The sequence below is a fragment of the Stutzerimonas sp. LR2 genome (assembly GCF_055755175.1).
In genome coordinates this window covers 1,091,164-1,110,755 of record NZ_JBVTRR010000001.1, presented here as the reverse complement: position 1 = coordinate 1,110,755, position 19,592 = coordinate 1,091,164, and the positions used below count along the sequence as shown (strand labels likewise).

At 67.4% G+C, this 19,592-nt stretch carries 15 protein-coding genes; 5 read left to right on the top strand and 10 right to left on the bottom strand.

All coding sequences use genetic code 11. The annotated features are described in order from the left end of the window. Positions 1-12: 12 nt before the first annotated feature. From ACVRRC_RS05140 to kdgD, 8 genes are all read right to left on the bottom strand, one after another. Complete coding sequence (locus tag ACVRRC_RS05140; RefSeq protein ID WP_472996695.1) at positions 13-2,148, bottom strand: TonB-dependent siderophore receptor; 2,136 nt, start codon at positions 2,146-2,148, stop codon at positions 13-15. Between the two features lie 147 nt (positions 2,149-2,295). Continuing rightward, positions 2,296-3,186: an aldose 1-epimerase gene (locus tag ACVRRC_RS05135; RefSeq protein ID WP_340067426.1), complete on the bottom strand. Its 891-nt coding sequence runs from the start codon at positions 3,184-3,186 to the stop codon at positions 2,296-2,298. An 85-nt stretch (positions 3,187-3,271) separates the two neighbouring features. Then, positions 3,272-4,201, bottom strand: coding sequence for a 2-hydroxyacid dehydrogenase (locus ACVRRC_RS05130; RefSeq protein ID WP_106442449.1), 930 nt, complete (start codon positions 4,199-4,201; stop codon positions 3,272-3,274). A gap of 23 nt (positions 4,202-4,224) precedes the next feature. Further along, complete coding sequence (locus tag ACVRRC_RS05125; protein WP_472996694.1) at positions 4,225-5,634, bottom strand: FAD-binding oxidoreductase; 1,410 nt, start codon at positions 5,632-5,634, stop codon at positions 4,225-4,227. 11 nt (positions 5,635-5,645) lie between these two features. Beyond that, positions 5,646-7,199 (bottom strand): galactarate dehydratase, encoded by a 1,554-nt coding sequence (garD, locus tag ACVRRC_RS05120; RefSeq protein WP_045159882.1) that lies wholly within the window; start codon positions 7,197-7,199, stop codon positions 5,646-5,648. Between the two features lie 132 nt (positions 7,200-7,331). Further along, on the bottom strand, positions 7,332-8,672 hold the full coding sequence (gene gudD / locus ACVRRC_RS05115) for a glucarate dehydratase (protein ID WP_019405479.1): 1,341 nt from the start codon (positions 8,670-8,672) through the stop codon (positions 7,332-7,334). 93 nt (positions 8,673-8,765) lie between these two features. After that, positions 8,766-10,208 (bottom strand): aldehyde dehydrogenase family protein, encoded by a 1,443-nt coding sequence (locus ACVRRC_RS05110; RefSeq protein WP_472996693.1) that lies wholly within the window; start codon positions 10,206-10,208, stop codon positions 8,766-8,768. 73 nt (positions 10,209-10,281) lie between these two features. Continuing rightward, on the bottom strand, positions 10,282-11,193 hold the full coding sequence (gene kdgD, locus ACVRRC_RS05105) for a 5-dehydro-4-deoxyglucarate dehydratase (protein WP_014597942.1): 912 nt from the start codon (positions 11,191-11,193) through the stop codon (positions 10,282-10,284). Positions 11,194-11,653: 460 nt separating this feature from the next. Here kdgD and ACVRRC_RS05100 point away from each other — a divergent pair, with 460 nt between their 5' ends. From ACVRRC_RS05100 to ACVRRC_RS05085, 4 genes are all read left to right on the top strand, one after another. Beyond that, the gene (locus ACVRRC_RS05100; protein WP_472996692.1) at positions 11,654-13,045 is read left to right on the top strand and encodes an enolase C-terminal domain-like protein; all 1,392 of its coding nucleotides are present in this window, start codon (positions 11,654-11,656) and stop codon (positions 13,043-13,045) included. 28 nt (positions 13,046-13,073) lie between these two features. Then, positions 13,074-14,054 carry a tripartite tricarboxylate transporter substrate binding protein gene (locus ACVRRC_RS05095; protein ID WP_014597944.1) on the top strand — a complete coding sequence of 327 codons (981 nt, stop codon included), beginning with the start codon at positions 13,074-13,076 and terminating at the stop codon, positions 14,052-14,054. A 67-nt stretch (positions 14,055-14,121) separates the two neighbouring features. Continuing rightward, entirely contained in the window at positions 14,122-14,619 is a 498-nt protein-coding gene (locus tag ACVRRC_RS05090; RefSeq protein ID WP_472996691.1) for a tripartite tricarboxylate transporter TctB family protein, read from the top strand. Positions 14,620-14,629: 10 nt separating this feature from the next. Beyond that, the gene (locus ACVRRC_RS05085) at positions 14,630-16,150 is read left to right on the top strand and encodes a tripartite tricarboxylate transporter permease (RefSeq protein WP_019405485.1); all 1,521 of its coding nucleotides are present in this window, start codon (positions 14,630-14,632) and stop codon (positions 16,148-16,150) included. Between the two features lie 37 nt (positions 16,151-16,187). On the opposite strand, the gene ACVRRC_RS05080 is transcribed toward ACVRRC_RS05085, so the two are convergent. Beyond that, positions 16,188-17,330, bottom strand: coding sequence for an L-talarate/galactarate dehydratase (locus ACVRRC_RS05080; RefSeq protein ID WP_472996690.1), 1,143 nt, complete (start codon positions 17,328-17,330; stop codon positions 16,188-16,190). Between the two features lie 103 nt (positions 17,331-17,433). Between ACVRRC_RS05080 and ACVRRC_RS05075 the strand changes: the two genes are divergently transcribed. Continuing rightward, a complete protein-coding gene (locus tag ACVRRC_RS05075) occupies positions 17,434-18,342 on the top strand; it encodes a LysR family transcriptional regulator (RefSeq protein WP_472996689.1) in 909 nt (302 codons plus the stop codon). On the opposite strand, the gene ACVRRC_RS05070 is transcribed toward ACVRRC_RS05075, so the two are convergent. Further along, the gene (locus tag ACVRRC_RS05070; protein WP_472996688.1) at positions 18,339-19,496 is read right to left on the bottom strand and encodes an L-talarate/galactarate dehydratase; all 1,158 of its coding nucleotides are present in this window, start codon (positions 19,494-19,496) and stop codon (positions 18,339-18,341) included. The genes ACVRRC_RS05075 and ACVRRC_RS05070 overlap by 4 nt on opposite strands. Positions 19,497-19,592 lie beyond the last annotated feature (96 nt).

The window sequence follows — 19,592 nt, the reverse complement described above, 5'->3', positions numbered from 1 at the left end:
GCTCAGCGGCGATCAAAAGCTGTAGCTCGCCGTCGCTGTCAGGGTGCGACGGTTGCCGGTGAAGCAGTCGCCGCGTGACAGGCAGGTGGTGTAATAGGTTTCGTCTTCCAGGTTGGTGGCGTTGAGCGTGAGCGACCAGTCCTGGTAGGCGTAGCCGAGCATGGCGTCGAACAGCGTGGTCGACGGTGTCTTCAGGCTGTCGGTGCCATCCCAGCTGGCGCCGACGTAACGCACTCCGGCGCCGGCACTGAAACCGGGAATGCCGGCGATGCTGAAGCGATGCTGCGACCACAGCGAGGCCATGTGTTCCGGGACGCTGGCGATGCGCTTGCCCTGCTGGGCGACCGGTCCCTTGACCACTTCGCTGTCCAGGTAGGTGTAGGTGCCGATCAGGTCCCAGCTCCGGTTCATCTCCACCAGCCCTTCCAACTCCAGTCCCTTGACTCGCGCCTCGCCGGCCTGGATGGTGCTCAGCGGATTGGCCGGGTTGGGCATCTGCCGGTTCTTCTCACGCAGGTCGAACACCGCGGCGGTCAGCAGGGTGTTGCTGCCGACCGGCTGGTATTTCACGCCGAGTTCCCACTGCTCGCCCTCGAGCGGCTTGTAGGACTGCTGAGTGACGGTATCCAGTCCGATGATCGGGGTGAAGGACTCGCTGTAGCTGAGGTAGGGTGCCACCCCGTTGTCGAACAGATAGGTCAGGCCCACGCGGCCGGTCACCGCATCGTCCTTCTGCCGGGTGCCCTGCTCAACGCGAGTGTCAGCCCAGTCCTTGCGCAGGCCCAGAGTTGCCAGCCACTTGTCGAGACGAATCTGGTCCTGAACATAGAGGCCCTGCTGGGCAACGCGCTGCTGCGGGACATCGGAAAGCGTGATGCCGGACGGATCGAATGTGCCGTAGACCGGATCGTAAAGATCCAGCGGGGTGGCGGTTCCGCGAGCGGTCCTGCTATCGGTGACGGCGTGCCGGTAGTCCACACCGACGAGCGCGGTGTGCTGCAGCGGGCCGGTGTCGAAGCGCGATTCGGCCTGATGATCGGCGCTCCAGATGGTCACTTCCGGCTTGGAAATGGACCAGACGCGATTAACCGTGCGGTTGTCCGCATTGAGCACAGGCCCCCGCAGCAGGTCCCAGCCATACATGGTCTGGTAGCTGACCTTGCTCTTCTGCCAGCGCAGGTTCTGCCGCAGTGTCCAGGTGTCGTCGACACGCCAGGTCATCTGCGAGGTCAGGGCCTTCTGCTCGGTGTCGTACTCGTCGAATCCGGGCTCGCTGACGAAGCGCTCGCTGCCGATCTCGCCATAGGGTGCGCTGAGCACGGTGCCGCGGTGCGGCAGGAAGGAGCTGGTGGTGCCACCGTCGTCCTTCTGCACGTTGGCCATCAGTGTCCATTCGAACTGCTCGTTGGGGCGCCAGGTAAACGACGGCATGAACAACAGGCGGTTGTCCTTGGTGTGATCGACCTGAGTCTGGCTGTCGCGCTGAATCGCCACCACGCGATACAGCAGTGTGCCGTCGTCATCGAGCGGGCCAGTGCTGTCGAAGGCGATCTGCTTGCGGTCGAAACTGCCGTACTGCAGCTGCAGCTCATTCTTCTGTTCCGCCTGCGGACGCTTGCTGACCAGGCTGAGCAGACCGCCCACCGAACTCTGACCGTAGAGCATCGACGACGGCCCCTTGAGCACTTCGATACGCTCCAGGGTAAAGGGGTCGGTGCGGGTGTTGGTGTAGGAGCCGACGCTCTGCTGCAGGCCGTCCAGGAAGATGGTCGGCGACACGCCGCGCACCAGCGAGAAATCACCGCGACTGTCGAAGCCATAGGCCTCGCCACGCATGCCCGCCACGTAGCGCAGCGAGTCCTGGATGGTCAGCGAACCCTGGTCGCGGATGCGATCGGCGGTGATCACGCTGATCGACTGCGGCGTCTCGATGATCGGCGTGTCGGTCTTGGTCGCGCTGACGCTACGCTTGGCGACGTAGCCTTCCACCGGGCCGTTGCCCCGCTCGGTCTCGCGCGACGCGGTAATCTGCTGTGCCTCCAGCTCGACCGCCTCCTGCGCCTCGACGGCGAAGCAGGCAACCAGCACGGGCAGACCCAGCACCAGCGGGCGCAACGAAAACGGGGGCGAAGCGACGGCGAGACTCATGGCGTTCTTCCTTGCTGTGCATAGAAACGCGCATGATATTGATAAATGTTTTCATTTAGAAGATGTGTTTTGTCTGATCATGGCCGTGTCGGCTTCAACGGAGCGTCCTGCCTTCGCTGATGGCGGGCGCCGACAGTCGCAGCGCACTCATTCGGCCGCTGGCGCGACAAGCAGTCGGCAATGACGAATCAGGGTCTGCCCGGGTGCGAGGACCTCCAGCCCTTCCCCGCCACGACCGAGCGCGCCATTGGCGTGGGATACCGGCTCCACGGCGATGAAGCCCTGGGCAGCCGACGGGGTGTAGACGACCAGGTGCTGCAGCCCTGGACCTGCCTCGATCGCCAGGCTTAGCCGCTGTGCTGGCCAGCGGAGCCGGGCCTGACCATTCCAGCCGACAAAATTGTTGTCCAGCCCCGGCTCGTTCACGGCGCGCAGCTGGCTGAAATCCCAGCTAGCCGGGATCGTCGTCTGGCGCAGCGGCAACTGCTGCTCGTCGGCCAGCCAGACCGCCTCGGCAGCGAACTGCAGCTCGACACCGGCATGCCGCGGAAAGTACGGGTGCCAGCCGAGCCCCGCCGGCATTGGCCGGCTGTCGCGGTTGTGCAGCCGCAGCTCCAGTGCCAGACCCTCGTCCAACAGCTGCAGCCGCTGGCTGAGGTGGAAGGCGAACGGCCAGTCCGCGGCGTTCTCGTCCTGGCTCGGTTCGTGAGTCAGGCTCAGCAGAAGGTGATCGGCACCCTGCTCGTCCAGCTGCCAGACCCGCTTCCAGGCCACGCCATGGATCGGCAAGGCGTGATCGGCCGAGTTGCGGCGCAGGTGATGGGCGCTGCCGTCGAAGTCGAAACGGCCGGCGGCGATCCGGTTGGAATATGGCGCCAGCACGAAGCAGCCCGTGCGCCGCACCTGCTCGCTGCCGTCCCAGGGCCGCAGCAGGTCGAAGCCCTCGAAGGCGAAACGGGTGATCGCCCCGCCCAGCGTTGGGCAGACCGCGAGCTGGAAACCGCCACGGGCAAGGTGGAGTTCATCGAGGACCAGCATGTCGTCTCTCCTGGCAATGGCGTAACGCGCCGGCACATCCGCTTTCATGGAAGCGGCCCGACCGCGAAAGGGCCGGCAAAGCCAGTCAGACCGGCGTCACCAGCTGCCCCTCGGCGAGGAAGCGTTGCAGATTGGCCAGCACCAGGTCCTCCATCGCACCGCGGGTTTCCCGGGTGGCGCTGCCGATATGCGGCAGCAGGACCACGTTGTCCATGCCCAGCAGCGCCTCGGGCACCTGGGGTTCCTGGGCGAACACGTCCAGCGCCGCGCCGCCGAGGCGGCCGGCCTGCAGCGCGTCGACCAGCGCCGGCTCGTCCACCACGGAACCACGCGCGACATTCACCAGCAGCCCTTCCGGGCCGAGCGCCTCGAGCACGTCGCGGTCCACCAGGCCGCGGGTCTGAGGACCGCCAACGCAGGTCAGCAGCAGCACGTCGGCCCAGCGCGCCAGCTCCACCAGGCTGCCGGCATATTCGTAGGGGCAGTCGGTGAGCGGCCGACGGTTGTGGTAACGCACCGGCATGGCGAAGCCCTCGGCGCGGCGGGCCACCGCCAGGCCGATGCGGCCGAGCCCGAGAATGCCGAGACGGCTGCCGGTGACCCGGCGTGCCAGCGGCAGGTTGCCGTTCAGCCAGCCGCCGGCACGGACGAAGCGATCGGCGCAGCTCAGCTGCCGGCGGCCGTCGATGATCAGCCCCATGGCGAGGTCGGCGACACAGTCGTTGAGCACCTCCGGCGTGTTGCTGATGGCGATGCCACGGGCCTGCGCCGCCGGCACGTCGATGGGGTCGTAGCCGACGCCGAAGCTGACGATGGCCTTGAGCGCCGGCAGCCGCGCCATCAGCTCGGCCGAGCAGCCGAAGCGCGAACCAGTGACCACCACTTCGATCGCTTCGGCCACTTCATCCAGGCGCGCGGCGGTTTCGTCCTGCCACAGCGGCAGAATGTCGTAGCGGCTGGCCAGTTCACGATCGAGCCGCGCCGACAGCGGCGCGACCTGCAGCAGATAAGCCATGGTGTTCTCCTCGCTGGGCCGGTTCACAGCACCTTGCCCGGGTTCATCAGCCCCTTGGGGTCCAGGGTGTCTTTGAGTGCGCGCATCAGCGCCTGTTCGAGCGGGTTCTTGTAGTGCCGGGCGGCTTCGCGCTTGGCCTGGCCGAGGCCGTGCTCGGCGCTGATGCTGCCGTTCAGCGCCAGCGTGGCGTCGAACACCTGCCCGGTCAGCTGCGGCGACTGCGCCAGGAAAGCGGCATCCTCCATGCCCGGCGGCTTGCTCAGGTTGTAGTGCAGGTTGCCGTCGCCGACATGTCCGTAGCAGACGATCCGCACGCCGGGCAGAGCTTCCTGCAACCGGGCGCCGGTGCCGGCGATGAACGCCGGGATGCTGCTGATGGGCACGCTGATATCGTGCTTGAGGCTCGGCCCTTCATGGTTCTGCGCCTCGGATATGCCCTCGCGCAGCCGCCAGAGCGCGGCGGCCTGAGCCTGGCTGGAAGCGATCACCGCGTCCTGCAGCAGCCCCAGTTCGACGCCCTCGCCCAGCGCGACCTGCAATGTCTCGTCGAGGGCGGCAGCGGCGGCCGGGTCGCTCAACTCGACCAGCAGGTACCACGGATAGACCGTATCGAACGGATCGACGCTGCCGGGTTGATGACGCAGCACGAAGTCGAGGCTCTGCCGCGACATCAGCTCGAAGCCACTCAGGCGCTCACCGCAGCACCCGCGCAGGGTGCCGAGCAGCGCCACCGCCGACTCGGCATCGGCCAGCGCCGCCCAGGCGGTGGCCCGCCAGCGGATCGCCGGATAGAGCTTGAGCACCGCCGCGGTGATGATGCCCAGCGTGCCCTCCGCACCGATGAACAGCTGCTTGAGGTCGTAGCCGGTGTTGTCCTTGCGCAGCCCGCGCAGGCCGTTCCAGATCTGCCCGTCCGGCAGCACCACCTCGAGGCCAAGGGTCAGCTCGCGCATGTTGCCGTAGCGCAGCACGGCGGTGCCGCCGGCATTGGTCGCCAGATTGCCGCCGACCGTGCAGCTGCCTTCGGCGCCCAGCGATAGCGGGAACAGCCGGCCGGCCTCGGCGGCGGCTTGCTGCAGCCGGGCGAGAATCACCCCGGCCTCGACGGTGACGGTGTCGTTGTGCACGTCCAGCTCGCGGATGCGCTGCATGCGCGCCAGCGACAGCACCAGCTGCTCGCCCGAGGCATCCGGGATCGAGCCACCGCACAGGCCGGTATTGCCGCCCTGCGGCACCAGCGCCCCGCCGGCCTGCTGGCACAGGCGCACCGCCGCGGCGACCTCGTCGGTGCTGGCCGGGCGCAGTACCGCCGCGGCCTTGCCGCGGTAGGCGTTGCGCCAGTCGCTGAGATAGGGCGCCATGCGCTGCGGGTCGCGCAGCAGGCCGGCATCACCAAGCACGGCGTGCAGGCGCTGGAGCAGTGCGTCGTCCACGGCCGTCTCCTTCAGGTGATGGGCGCCGGGTTGAACAGCACCAGGTCATTGTGCAGGCGGTGCCGTTCGGCCCAGGTCTTGCGGCGGCCGCTGGCGACGTCCAGGTAGTAGTGGAACAGTTCCCAGCCGAGCGCCTCGATGCTCGCGCGGCCGGTGGCGATGCGCCCGGCGTCGATATCGATCAGGTCAGGCCAGCGCTCGGCCAGCTCGGTGCGCGTCGCCACCTTGACCACCGGCGCCATGGCCAGGCCGTAGGGCGTACCGCGGCCGGTGGTGAACACGTGCAGGTTCATCCCGGCGGCCAGCTGCAGCGTGCCGCAGACGAAGTCGGACGCCGGGGTGGCGCAGAAGATCAGGCCCTTTCGCTCGACGCGCTCGCCCGGCCCGACCACGCCGTTGATGGCGCCACTGCCGGATTTGACGATGGAGCCCAGGGACTTCTCGACGATGTTCGACAGCCCGCCCTTCTTGTTGCCCGGCGTGGTGTTGGCGCTGCGGTCGGCGGCGCCGCGCTCCAGGTAGCGGTCGTACCAGCCCATCTCGGCGATCAGCGCATCGGCGACCTCCGGCGTTTCGGCGCGGGCGGTGAGCATGTACACCGCATCGCGCACCTCGGTGTTCTCCGAGAACATCACCGTGGCCCCGGCACGCACCAGCAGGTCCGCCGCATAGCCCAGCGCCGGATTGGCGGTAATGCCGGAAAAGGCGTCGCTGCCGCCGCACTGCATGCCGAGGATCAGCTCGCTGGCCGGCACCGTTTCGCGGCGGCGCTGGTCGAGCTTCTTCAGCCGCGTTTCGGCCAGGGCCATGATCTGCTCGATCATCTCGCCGAAGCCGCTGTTCGACTCCTGCAGGCGGTACAGCCAGGGGTCGCGCAGGTCCACCGAGGGATCGCCCTCGTGCATCACCTGCTCGGCCTGCAGCTTCTCGCAGCCGAGGCTGATGACCAACGCTTCGCCGCCGAGGTTCGGGTTGCGCGCCAGGTTGCGCACGGTGCGGATGGGGATGTAGGCGTCACGGGCGTTGATCGCCACGCCGCAGCCGTAGCTGTGGGTCAGGGCGACCACGTCGTCGACGTTCGGGTATCTGGGCAGCAGCTCATCGCGGATGCGCTTGACCGCATGCTCCAGCACGCCGGTGACGCACTGCACCGTGGTGCTGATGCCGAGGATGTTGCGCGTGCCGACGGTGCCGTCGGCGTTGCGGTAGCCCTCGAACGTGTAGCCCTCGAGCGGGTCGAGACGGGCCGGCACAGCGGTGGCACGCGGCAGGCTGTCCAGCGGCGGTGCACTGGGCATCCGCAACTGGGTTTCCTTGACCCAGCTGCCACGGCGCAGGGGTTCGAGGGCATAACCGATGATCTGTCCGTAGCGGCGCACCGGCTCGCCTTCACCGATGTCCACCAGCGCGACCTTGTGGCTCTGCGGAACGGCCTCGACCGTGACCAGCCCGCCCTCGAACTGCGCACCGACCGGCACGCCGCCGTCATTGACCACCACGGCGACGTTGTCCGCCTCGTTCAGGCGGATGCAGCGCGGAGAATCCTGGTGGGGAATCAGTTGCACGGTTTCGCTCATGTCTGCTCCGGTTGGTCCGGTTGTTGTTCTGTTCGGCGATCGCCGAGGATGCCATGCATGGCCGACCTCGGACGGCGGACGGCCGAAGCCGCCCGCCGGAGCCCGCCTGGCGAGCGCGCCTCAGCGCACCATGCACGGCTTCTTGTTGTTGAAGGTCCAGTTGGGGATCAGGTACTGCATGGCGATGGCGTCATCGCGGGCACCCAGGCCTTTCTCCTGGTAGTGGGCATGCGCCTGCTCCAGGGCATCCCAGTCCAGCTCGACGCCCAGCCCCGGCTTCTGCGGCACCGCGACCTTGCCGCCGACGATCTTCAGCGGCTCACGGGTCAGGTGCTGGCCGTCCTGCCAGATCCAGTGGGTGTCGATGGCGGTGACGCGACCCGGCGCGGCGGCCGCCACGTGGGTGAACATCGCCAGGGAGATGTCGAAGTGGTTGTTCGAGTGCGAGCCCCAGGTCAGGCCGAAGTCGGCGCACATCTGCGCCACGCGCACCGAGCCGGCCATGGTCCAGAAGTGCGGGTCGGCCAGTGGGATGTCCACCGAGTGCAGGCACACCGCGTGGCTCATCTGCCGCCAGTCGGTGGCGATCATGTTGGTCGCGGTGGGCAGACCGGTGGCGCGGCGGAACTCGGCCATCACCTCGCGGCCGGAATAGCCGTTCTCGGCACCGCAGGGGTCTTCGGCATAGGCCAGCACGCCGTGCAGGTCGCGACACAGGCCGATGGCTTCGTCCAACGACCAGGCGCCGTTGGGGTCCAGGGTCACGCGGGCGTCGGGGAAGCGCTGGGCCAGGGCGCGGATCGCCTCGACTTCCTCTTCGCCGCGCAGTACGCCGCCCTTGAGCTTGAAGTCCTTGAAGCCGTAGCGCTCGTAGGCCGCCTCGGCCTGGCGGACGATGCGCTCCGGCGTCATGGCCTCCTCGTTGCGCACGCGAAACCAGGCGTCGTCGGCACTGGATTCGTCGCGGTAGCCGAGGTCGGTCCTGTTGCGATCGCCGATGAAGAACAGGTAGCCGAGCATTTCCACTTCGTCACGCTGCTGGCCTTCGCCGAGCAAGGCGGCGACCGGCACCTCGAGGTGCTGGCCGAGCAGGTCGAGCAGCGCCGACTCCAGCGCGGTGACGGCGTGAATGGCGATGCGCAGGTCGAAGGTCTGCAGGCCGCGGCCGCCGGCGTCACGGTCGGCGAAGGCGCGGCGCACCTTGCCGAGCAGCGCGTTGTACTGGCCGATCGGTTCGCCGACCAGCAGGGCACGCGCATCGTCGAGGGTCTGGCGGATGGCTTCGCCGCCCGGCACTTCGCCGACGCCGACGTGGCCGGCGCTGTCCTTGAGGATGAGGATGTTGCGGGTGAACCAGGGCCCATGGGCGCCGCTGAGGTTCATCAGCATGCTGTCCTGCCCGGCGACGGGCACGACGGTGAGTTCGGTGATGCGGGGGGTGCCCGACATGGCGGTGGTCATGGGTGTCCCTCTGTTGTTCTTGTGGGGATGCGGCGCCCACCGGGGGCGCCGTGACGCAGTCTTGCGGCCGGACCTTTCGGCCGGCTTTCAACATCAGCCGATATAGGTGGTCTTCACCGTGGTGTAGAACTCCTGGGCGTAGCGACCCTGTTCGCGCGGGCCATAGGACGAGCCTTTGCGGCCGCCGAACGGCACGTGGTAATCCACCCCGGCGGTGGGCAGGTTGATCATCACCATGCCGGCCTGGGCGTGGCGCTTGAAGTGGTTGGCGTATTTCAGCGAGGTGGTGCAGATACCGGCGGACAGGCCGAACTCGGTGTCGTTGGCCATGGCCAGCGCCTCGTCGTAATCCCTGACCTTCACCACGTTGGCCACCGGGCCGAAGATTTCCTCGCGGCTGATGCGCATGTTCGGGTTGCTGTCGACGAACAGCGTCGGCGCCAGGAAGTAGCCGTCGGTGCCGCAGGTCACCTGCTCACCGCCACAGGCCAGGCGCGCGCCCTCCTGCTTGCCGATCTCGATGTAGCGCAGGTCCTGCTCCAGCTGGGCCTGGGACACCACCGGACCGACGTCGACGCCCTGCTCCAGCGCCGGGCCAACCTTGATCTTGCTGATGCGCTCGATCATCGCCTCGACGAAACGGTCGTAGATGCCTTCGGTGACGATGATTCGGCTGGAGGCCGTGCAGCGCTGGCCGGTGGAGTAGAAGGCGCTCTGGGTGCACAGCTCGACGGCGACCTTGAGGTCGGCGTCGTCCAGCACGATCTGCGGGTTCTTGCCGCCCATCTCCAGCTGCACCTTGGCGCCGCGCGCCACGCAGGCCTGGGCGATGCCGCGACCGACGCCCACCGAACCGGTGAAGCTCACGGCATCGACGTCCCTGGCGTTGACGATGGCCTCGCCGACCTCACGGCCGCGGCCCATCACCAGGTTGAACACGCCGGCCGGGAAGCCCGCCCGGGAGATGATCTCGGCGATGGCCCAGGCGCAGCCCGGCACCAGGTCGGCCGGCTTGATCACCACGCAGTTGCCGAAGGCCAGCGCCGGGGCGATCTTCCAGGCAGGGATGGCGATGGGGAAGTTCCAGGGGGTGATCAGGCCGACCACGCCCAGCGGCTCGCGGGTGACCTCGACGCCGACCCCGGGGCGCACCGACTGCAGCGTCTCGCCAGCCTGGCGCAGGCACTCGCCGGCGAAGAACTTGAAGATATTGCCGGCACGGGCGACTTCGCCGATGGCTTCCGGCAGGGTCTTGCCCTCCTCGCGGGCCAGCAGCGTGCCGAGCTCTTCGCGGCGGGCGAGGATTTCCAGGCCGACCTTTTCCAGCGCATCGGCGCGCGCCTGGATGCCGAAGCTGGCCCAGGCCGGGAAGGCGCGGCGGGCGGCGGCGATGGCCTGCTCAACCTGGGCGGCATCGGCCTGGGCGTATTCGCCGATCACGTCCGACAGGTCGGAGGGGTTGACGTTGGCCTGGTAGCGATCCGAGGCGACCCACTGGCCGTCGATGTAGTTGTCGTAGCGTTGTACGTCAGCCATACAAACTGTCCTCTGGTGATGCCCGGCGCGACCGTGCGGCACAGCGGCGCCAGGAGGTCGGAAAAGGCCGCGCTTACTGCGCGCCCTGCTGTTCGATCAGCACCGCCAGGCGCTGGTACTCGTCTGGCTTCAGCTCGGTCAGCGGTGCGCGGACCGGGCCGGCGTCGAAGCCGGAGATGCGGGCGCCGGCCTTGACGATGCTGACCGCATAGCCCTTGCAGCGGTTGCGGATCTCCAGATACGGCAGGAAGAAGTCATCGATCAGCTTGCCGACGGTTTCATGATCCTCACGGGCGATGGCCTGATAGAAATCCATGGCGGTCTTCGGAATGAAGTTGAACACCGCCGAGGAATACACCGGCACGCCCAGTGCCTTGTAGGCCGCGGCATAGACTTCCGCGGTCGGCAGGCCGCCGAGGTAGCTGAAGCGGTCGCCGAGGCGGCGACGGATCGACACCATCAGCTCGATATCGCCCAGGCCGTCCTTGTAGCCGATCAGGTTCGGGCAGCGCTCGGCCAGCTGCTCCAGGTGCGTCGCGGTCAGGCGGCAGACGTTGCGGTTGTACACCACCACGCCGATGTTGACCGACTTGCAGACCTGCTCGACGTGGGCGGCCACGCCTTCCTGGCTGGCTTCGGTGAGGTAGTGCGGCAGCAGTAGCAGCCCCTTGGCGCCCAGGCGCTCGGCCTCCTGAGCCATCTGAATGGCCAGCCGGGTGGGACCACCGACGCCGGCGAGGATCGGTACGGTGCCGGCGCAGGTGTCGACGGCGGTCTTGATGATCTCGCTGTACTCGCGCGGCTCCAGCGAGAAGAACTCACCGGTGCCACCGGCGGCGAACAGCGCCGAGGCGCCGTACGGCCCGAGCCACTCCAGGCGCTTGACGTAGCCGGCGCGGTTGAAGTCGCCCTGCGCATCGAAATCGGTGACCGGGAACGACAGCAGGCCGGAGGAAAGGATGGCCTTCAATTCTTGTGGATTCATTATTCGACATCCTGAATGCGTGTTGTGGAGGTACAAGGGCATCAGCCTTGAGATACGTTATCGTACAACTACAAATAGTCCAACCGTTTTTTCTTCGCATTTTTTCAAGCCTTGAAAGCTGACCGAAAGCTTGCTCCGCTCCACTGCCAGAGCCTTCGCATTAGCTGTGCATTAACTGTAGAGCGTATCCCTCCACGCGACATGACCTGCCAGTCAGCTGCCCCGCGAGCGATGACGATTTCGTTTGACAGGCGCCAGAACGGGCTGTAAAAAATCCTACATGTCGTACGACGACCTATGACCACAATAACAATAGCGAGGCCCCGGACATGTGCCGCAACCGCCCGATCCCTGCGCAGCCATCGGCTGCCGACGCCACCCGCCGCCGTACCGCCGCACCCGCACGGCAAGCCGCCGCAAGCCTGCTGACCGGCAGCCTCGGCCACGGAGGTCGCGCACGATGAACCTGCAGGCCCGTGCAACGCCCCGCGTCCAGAGCATGCAGGTCATTCCCGTGGCCGGCCACGACAGCATGTTGCTCAACCTCTGCGGCGCCCACGCCCCCTACTTCACCCGCAACCTGGTGCTGCTTACCGACGATGTCGGCAACACCGGCATCGGCGAAGTACCGGGTGGCGAAGGCATCCGCCAGGCACTGGAGCGCTGCCGGCCGCTGGTCATCGATCAGCCGATCGGCCTCTACAACCGCACGCTCAACCGTCTGCGGAATGCCATTGCCGGCAACGCCGCCGGCACCCCGCAGGCGACCCGCCACGAGGTGACCTCCGAAGCCGAGGCCGCCGTGCTGCGCCAGCCGCACGAGATCAACCTGCGCCTGGACAACGTCATCACCGCGGTCGAGGCCGCGCTGCTCGACCTGCTCGGCCAGCACCTGCAGGTGCCGGTAGCCGAGCTGCTGGGCAGCGGTCAGCAACGTGACGCGGTGCCGATGCTGGCCTACCTCTTCTATATAGGCGATCGCCAGCGCACCGACCTGCCCTATCTGGCCAGCACCGGTGAGGATTGGTATCACCTGCGCCATCAGCAGGCGCTGACCCCTGATGCGATCGCCCGTCTGGCCGAGGCCGCCGCAGCGCGCTACGGCTTCGCCGACTTCAAGCTCAAGGGCGGCGTTATGCGGGGCGCGGAGGAGATGCAGGCGATCGCCGCGATCAAGGCGCTCTTCCCCGATGCCCGCGTCACCCTCGACCCCAACGGCGCCTGGTCGCTGGACGAGGCCATCGCCCTGTGCAAAGGCCAGGGTCACCTGCTGGCCTACGCCGAGGACCCCTGCGGCCCGGAAAACGGCTACTCCGGCCGCGAGATCATGGCCGAGTTCAAGCGCGCCACCGGCATTCCCACCGCCACCAACATGGTCGCCACCGACTGGCGGCAGATGGGCCACTCGCTGCGCCTGGAGTCGGTGGACATCCCGCTGGCCGACCCGCACTTCTGGACCATGCAGGGCTCGGTGCGCCTGGCACAGATGTGCGAGCAGTTCGGCCTGACCTGGGGCTCGCACTCGAACAACCACTTCGATGTTTCGCTGGCGATGTTCACCCACGCCGCAGCTGCCGCGCCGGGGCGCATCACCGCCATCGACACCCACTGGATCTGGCAGGAGGGCCAGGAGCGCCTGACCCGCGAGCCACTGCAGATCGTCGGCGGCCAGGTCCGCGTGCCCGACCGCCCGGGCCTGGGCATCGAGCCGGACATGGATCGGATCATGGCCGCCCACGAGTTGTACAAGAAGGTCGCCAGCGGCGCCCGCGACGACGCCATGGCGATGCGTTACCTAGTGCCTGGCTGGACCTACGACCCGAAGAAACCCAGCCTCGGCCGCAATACCTGAACCCGCTGCCCAAACCCGGAGAACTCCAATGAAAACAATATTCCGCGCCTCCCTCCTTTCCGCCCTCGTTGGCATTGCCGGTCTCGCTGCTGCAACCACCACGATGGCCGCCGAGGTGAAATGGCCGACCCGCCCCGTGCAGGTGGTGGTGATCGCCAACCCTGGTGGCGACACCGACTTCAATGCCCGCACCATGGCCAAGTACTTCAACCAGATCACCGGCAAGAGCATGGTGGTGACCAACATCGCCGGCGGCGGCGGCACCCTTGCAGCCGAGCAGGTCAAAGGCGCGGCGGCCGATGGCAACACCATCCTCTTCACCCACCCGGGCCAGCTGATCGTCAACGAGGTTGCCGGCCTCACCGAGGACAGCTACGAGACCTTCGACGTGTCCTGCATCGCCGGCGTCGACAAGAGCACGGTGTTCGTCGCCTCCAAGCAGTCCGGCGTGACCAGCATGCAGGACCTGATCGACAAGTCGAAGGCCAAGCCGGGCAGCATCACCTACGGCACCGAGATGGGCAGCTTCTCCCACGTGCAGGGGCTGATGCTGGAGAAGCTGACCGACATCAAGCTGAAGATGGTCGACGGCGGCACCGTGTCCGACCGCGTGGTGGGCATGCTCGGCGGCCGCCTGGACCTGGGCGCGATCACCTACGGCTCGGTGCAGGACTACGTCAGCGGCGGGCAGATGGTCGCCCTCGGCCAGCCCAACGACGAGCGCAACCCGCTGCTCGGCGACGTGCCGACGCTCAAGGAGCAGGGCCTGGACATCACCATGGACAAGCCCTACGTGGTGGCCTTCCCGAAGGGCACCGACCCGGCCATCGTGAAGAAGATGGCCGACGTCATGAAGCAGATCACCGAAATCCCCGAGTACGCCGAGGACCTGAAGAAGTTCAAGCAGCCGGTGGCCTACTACGGCACCGACGAGGCCAAGCAGATCCTGGCCAAGACCCGCGAAGACTTCATGCAGTTCAAGGACGAGCTGCGTCAGGCCAAGAAATAAACCCGACGCAGCGCCAGCCGGCCGCACGGGCCGGCTGGCCGCTCCGCTTCGCGTACGGAGGTTTGCCATGACCACTGCGAACAAGAAAGAACTGATCATCGGCGTGGCCATGCTCGGCGCCAGCGCCACCTACATGGTGATGGCCTATCGGCTGCCCGGCCACGAAGGCATCGATGCCGCCACGGTCCCCTTCCTGCTGGCCGCCCTGCTCTCCCTGCTCGGCGTCTTCCAGGTCGTCAGCGCGTTCGCCAGCAGAACCCAGCCGGCGAGTGATAGCAGCGCCGCCACGCAGGACGAACCCGCGCCCACCGTGATCGAGCCCGCCACGGTGCTCAAGACCCTCGGTCTGATCCTGCTCTACGTGGTGCTGCTGGGACCGGTGGGCTTTCCCATCATGACCACGCTCTACCTGTACCTGCAGTTCATCGTGCTGACGCCGGTGGATCGCAAGATTCGCCACCTGCCCTATGCCGGCATCGCGCTGGTCACGTCCATCGTCATCTATCTGCTGTTCCGCGAGGCCTTCGATCTGTTGCTGCCCGCCGGCCTGCTGAATTTCCTCTGAGGAATCGACCATGCTCGAATTACTGCAGCAAGGCTTCGGTGCCGTCTTCTCGCTCAACATCCTGATCCTGATGTTCCTCGGCGTCGCCGTCGGCATCGTGTTCGGCGCCGTGCCCGGTCTGTCCGCGACCATGGCGGTCGCCCTGTGCCTGCCGCTGACCTTCACCATGGGTCCGCAGGCCGGCCTGTCGTTGCTGGTTGCCCTGTTCATCGGCGCCACATCCGGCGGCCTGATCTCGGCGATCCTGCTGAAGATTCCCGGCACACCATCGTCCATCGCCACGGTGTTCGATGGCGGCCCGCTGATGGAGCAGGGCCTGGGCGTGAAGGCGCTCGGCGTCGGCATCGTGTTCTCCTTTCTCGGCACCATCTTCAGCATCATCGCGCTGATGTTCATCGCCCCGCAGCTGGCCAAGGTGGCGCTGAGCTTCGGCCCGCACGAATACTTCGCCATCGCGGTGTTCTCCCTGACGCTGATCGCCACCCTGTCGGCCGGCTCCATGGTCAAGGGGCTGTTCGCCGGCACCCTCGGCATCGCCGTGTCCACCGTCGGCATCGCGCCGGTGGAGGCGGTGCGCCGCTTTACCTTCGGCCTCAGCGAACTGAACGGCGGCTTCTCCATGCTCACGGTGATGATCGGCATGTTCGCCGTCGCCGAGGTCATCAAGCTCGCCGAAACCGGGCGGCACGCCGCGCGCAGCAAGGTCGGCTCGGTGAGCATGAAGCACATCAAGGGCTTCGGCTTCTCGCTCAGGGAGTTCCGCCAGGAGCTGCCCAACGCCAGCCGCTCGGGCCTTATCGGCTTGGCGGTGGGCATCCTGCCGGGCATCGGCGCCGGCACCTCCAACCTGCTCTCCTACATCGTCGCGAAGAAGCGCGCCAAGCAGCCGGAAACCTATGGCAAGGGCAACATCGGCGGCGTGGTCGCCAGCGAGACCGCCAACAACGCCGGCATCGGCGGCGCCATGATGCCGCTGATGACCCTGGGCATCCCCGGCGACACCACCACGGCGATCCTGCTCGGCGGCTTCCTGATCCACGGCATCCAGCCCGGCCCGCTGCTGTTCGTCAGCCAGGGCCCGCTTGTCTACACCATCTTCGCTGCGCTGCTGGTGGCCTCGGTGATGATGCTGTTCATGGAGTTCTACGGCCTGCGCCTGTTCATCAAGCTGCTCGACGTGCCCAAGCACATCCTCCTGCCGATCATCCTGGTGCTCTGTGTGGTCGGCGCGTTCGGCCTCTCCAGCCGGCTGTTCGACGTCTGGTCGATCCTGCTGTTCGGGCTGCTCGGCTACGGCTTCGTCAAGGCGGGGATGCCGGTCGCGCCCTTCATCATCGGCTTCATCCTCGGCCCGATGGCCGAAACCAACCTGCGCCGCGGCCTGATGCTGTCCGATGGCAACTTCGCCGCCTTTGTCAGCAACCCCATCGCCGCGACCTTCCTCGGCCTGGCCCTGGCCTTCGTGCTCTGGCAGCTGTACAGCGCCGTGCGGCCACGCAGCGGTGCCATCGCCCAGGCCCTGCGTACCTGAACCGACGCCCCTCATCCGGCCGGAGGAGGGGTTTGGCTCAGCCGCGCCGACCGAACGCATCGCTTGCCAGCGTCCAGCCCGCCACCCGCTCGCTGAGGCTCAGCCCCAGTCCGAGCTGGGTCGGCACCTGGATGCAGCCCCCGCTGATCTCGAGCCGCTCCTCGAACAGCGGCTCCAGCCATTCGAAGTGTTCGACCCAGGCCACGTGTTCGTAGGCGGCCGCGAGGTGGATATGCAACTCCATGACGAAATGCGGCGCCAGCACCAGCCCACGTCGCCGCGCCGCCTCGGCCACCTGCAGGAACGGGGTGATGCCGCCGATACGCGGGGCGTCGTGCATGATTACATCCACCGCGCCGCGCTCGACGAAGGCACAGGCGTCGGACGCACTGGCGAGCATCTCGCCGCTACCGACCGGGGTGACCAGCTGCGCGGCCAGGGCGGCATGGCCGTCCAGATCGTGGGCATCCAGTGGTTCCTCGATCCACGCCAGCTCCAGCTCCTCCAGCGCGCGCCCCATGCGCAGCGCGGTGGTGCGGTCCCATTGCTGGTTGACGTCGACCATCAGTGCCACATCCGCCCCCAGCGCCTCGCGCAGCGCCCGCACGCGGCGCAGGTCCTCGCGCCGGTTCGGCTGGCCGACCTTGAGCTTGATGCCACCGATGCCGCGCGCCAGCGAAGCCTCTGCGCGCTCGATGACCTCCTCGATGGGCGCCTGCAGATAGCCACCGGAGGTGTTGTAGCAAGGCACCGCATCGCGCTGGGCGCCGAGCAGCTTGGCCAGCGGCAACCCGGCGCGGCGCGCCTTGAGGTCCCACAGTGCGGTGTCGAAGGCGGCGATGCTCTGCAGCGCCAGGCCGCAGCGGCCGATCGAGGCGCTGGCCCAGCCCAGCCGGCCGCACAGACGGGCAATGTCGTTGGGGTCTTCGCCGAGCAGCAGCGGCGCCAGCTCGCGGGCATGAATGTATTGCGCCGGTCCGCCGGTACGCAGGCTGTAGCTGAACCCCAGCCCCGCGTGGCCCTGTTGCGTCTGCAGCTCGACGATGAGCAGGCTGACCGCATCCAACGGCTGCTGGCGACCGGTGGCAACCTTGGCATCGCTGACCGCCCGGGCCAGCGGCAGCTCTACCGCACGCAGGCCGATCCAGCTGATGCGGTCCGCTTCATAGAAGTCGCTCATTCGTGCCGCCGTTTCGCCAATCTGGGGATGCGCTGGATAATCCCTCTGCGGATTGATACGGTCCAATTCATTAACGCACTCGATTGATACCAGGAACGGATCAATGTTCGAACTCGCCCAGCTGCGCTGCTTCACCACCCTGGCCAGCGAACTGAATTTCCGCCGTGCCGCCGAGCGCCTGAACATGACGCAGCCGCCGCTGAGCCGGCAGATCCAGTTGCTGGAGCATCAGCTCGGCGTCGCGCTGTTCACCCGCAGCACGCGCTCGGTGGCGCTCACCGCCGCCGGTCGCGCCTTCTTCGTCGAGGCACAGGCGTTGCTCGACCAGGCCCACCGCGCGGCTCAAGGCGCGCGGCTGGCTGCACTGGGCGAGAGCGGCTCGCTGACCATCAGCTTCGTGGCCAGCGCGGTCTACGACTTCCTGCCGCGCGCGATCACACAGATACGCCGGGAACGGCCGGGCGTGGCCATCAACCTGCTGGAAACCACCACCTTCGAACAGCTGCAGGCTCTGCGCGGGCGCCGGGTCGACCTGGCGGTGGTGCGCGAGCCGTTGCAGCAGCCGGGGCTGGTCAGCGAATGCCTGCTGCGCGAGCCCTTCGTGCTGGCCGCGCCGGTCGGGCATCCGCTGGCGCAGCATCCGGCGCCGACCCTGGCGATGCTCCACGGCGAGCCGTTCATCCTCTATGCCCACGGCGCCTGGCAGCCGTTCAACGAGCTGCACACCGGGCTGTTCCGGGCCAGCGGCATCCAGCCCGACTACGTGCAGTCGCTGGGCTCGACGCTGACCATCCTCTCGCTGGTGAACGCTGGCCTCGGCCTGGCGCTGGTGCCGCGCGGGGCCAGCGCGATCCGCTTCCAGCAGGTGTGCTTTCGCGAACTGCCGCTGCCGGCGGGCATCTGCGCCGAGCTGCACCTGGCCTGGCGCGATGACAACGACAACCCGGCGCTGGAGGCCGCACGCGATGCCGTGCGCCAGGCGGCCGGCGACATTGCCCAGGGCCATGCCTAAGCGCGCTGGCCGATCTCGGCCTGCTGCACCGTCCAGCCCGCGACCCGCTCGCTGAGGGTAAGCCCCAACCCCGGCCGGTTCGGCACCAGCATGCGCCCGTCGCGGATCTCCAGGCGCTCCTCGAAGAGCGGCTCGAGCCACTCGAAATGCTCGACCCAGGGTTCGCGGCTGTGGGTCGCGGCGAGGTGCACATGCAACTCCATGGCGAAGTGCGGCGCCAAGGTCATGCCGGCCTGCTCGGCGAGGGTTTGCACGCGCAGGTACGGCGTGATGCCGCCGACCCTTGGCGCATCGGGCATGAGGAAATCGGCGGCGCGCTGGCGGATGAACTCCCAATGCTCGGCCGGGCTGGTGAGCATCTCGCCGGTGGCGATCGGCGTATCGAACTGGCGCACCAGCTCGGCATGCCCCTCGGCGTCGTAGCAGTCCAGCGGCTCCTCGATCCAGACCAGGTCGAAGGGCTCCAGGCGTCGGCACATGCGCCGCGCCATCGGCCGGTCCCACTGCTGGTTGGCATCGACCATCAGCGGAAAGGCCTCGCCCAGGTGCTGGCGCACCGTGCCGACGCGGTGCAGGTCCAGCGCCCAGTCGGGCTGGCCGACCTTGAGCTTGATGCCGCCGATGCCCTTGTCCCGGGAAATCTCGGTGTTCCTCAGCAGCTGCTCGAGCGGCGTATGCAGAAAGCCGCCGGAGGTGTTGTAGCAGCGCACCGAGTCGCGCTGGGCACCGAGCAGACGCGCCAGCGACAGCCCGGCCCGGCGCGCCTTGAGATCCCACAACGCCACGTCGAAGGCCCCGATGGCCTGGGTCGCCAGCCCGCTGCGCCCCACCGATGCGCCGGTCCAGCACAGCTTGTCCCATAGCCGGGCGATATCGCTGGGGTTCTCGCCGAGCAGGTTCGGCGCCACCTCCAGCGCGTGGGCGAACTGGCCGGGGCCACCGGCGCGCTTGGAATAGCTGAACCCCAGGCCGCGCTGGCCGTCACGGGTCTCGACCTCGGCGATCAGGATGGCGATCTCGGTCATCGGCTTCTGCCGGCCGGTGAGCACCTTGGCATCGCTGATCGGGTTGGCCAGCGACAGGGCCACCGAGCGCAGGCGCAGCCAGGCGATGCGGTCGTCGTCGGCAGTGGTAATGACGGGTTGGTCGGTCATGGAGCCTCCTCGGTATGAAAACCGACGGCTCGCAGGACCGCCGGAAATGGACAGTCCGAGTCAGGCTACGATGATTGCGCAATCATTCAAGCAGGG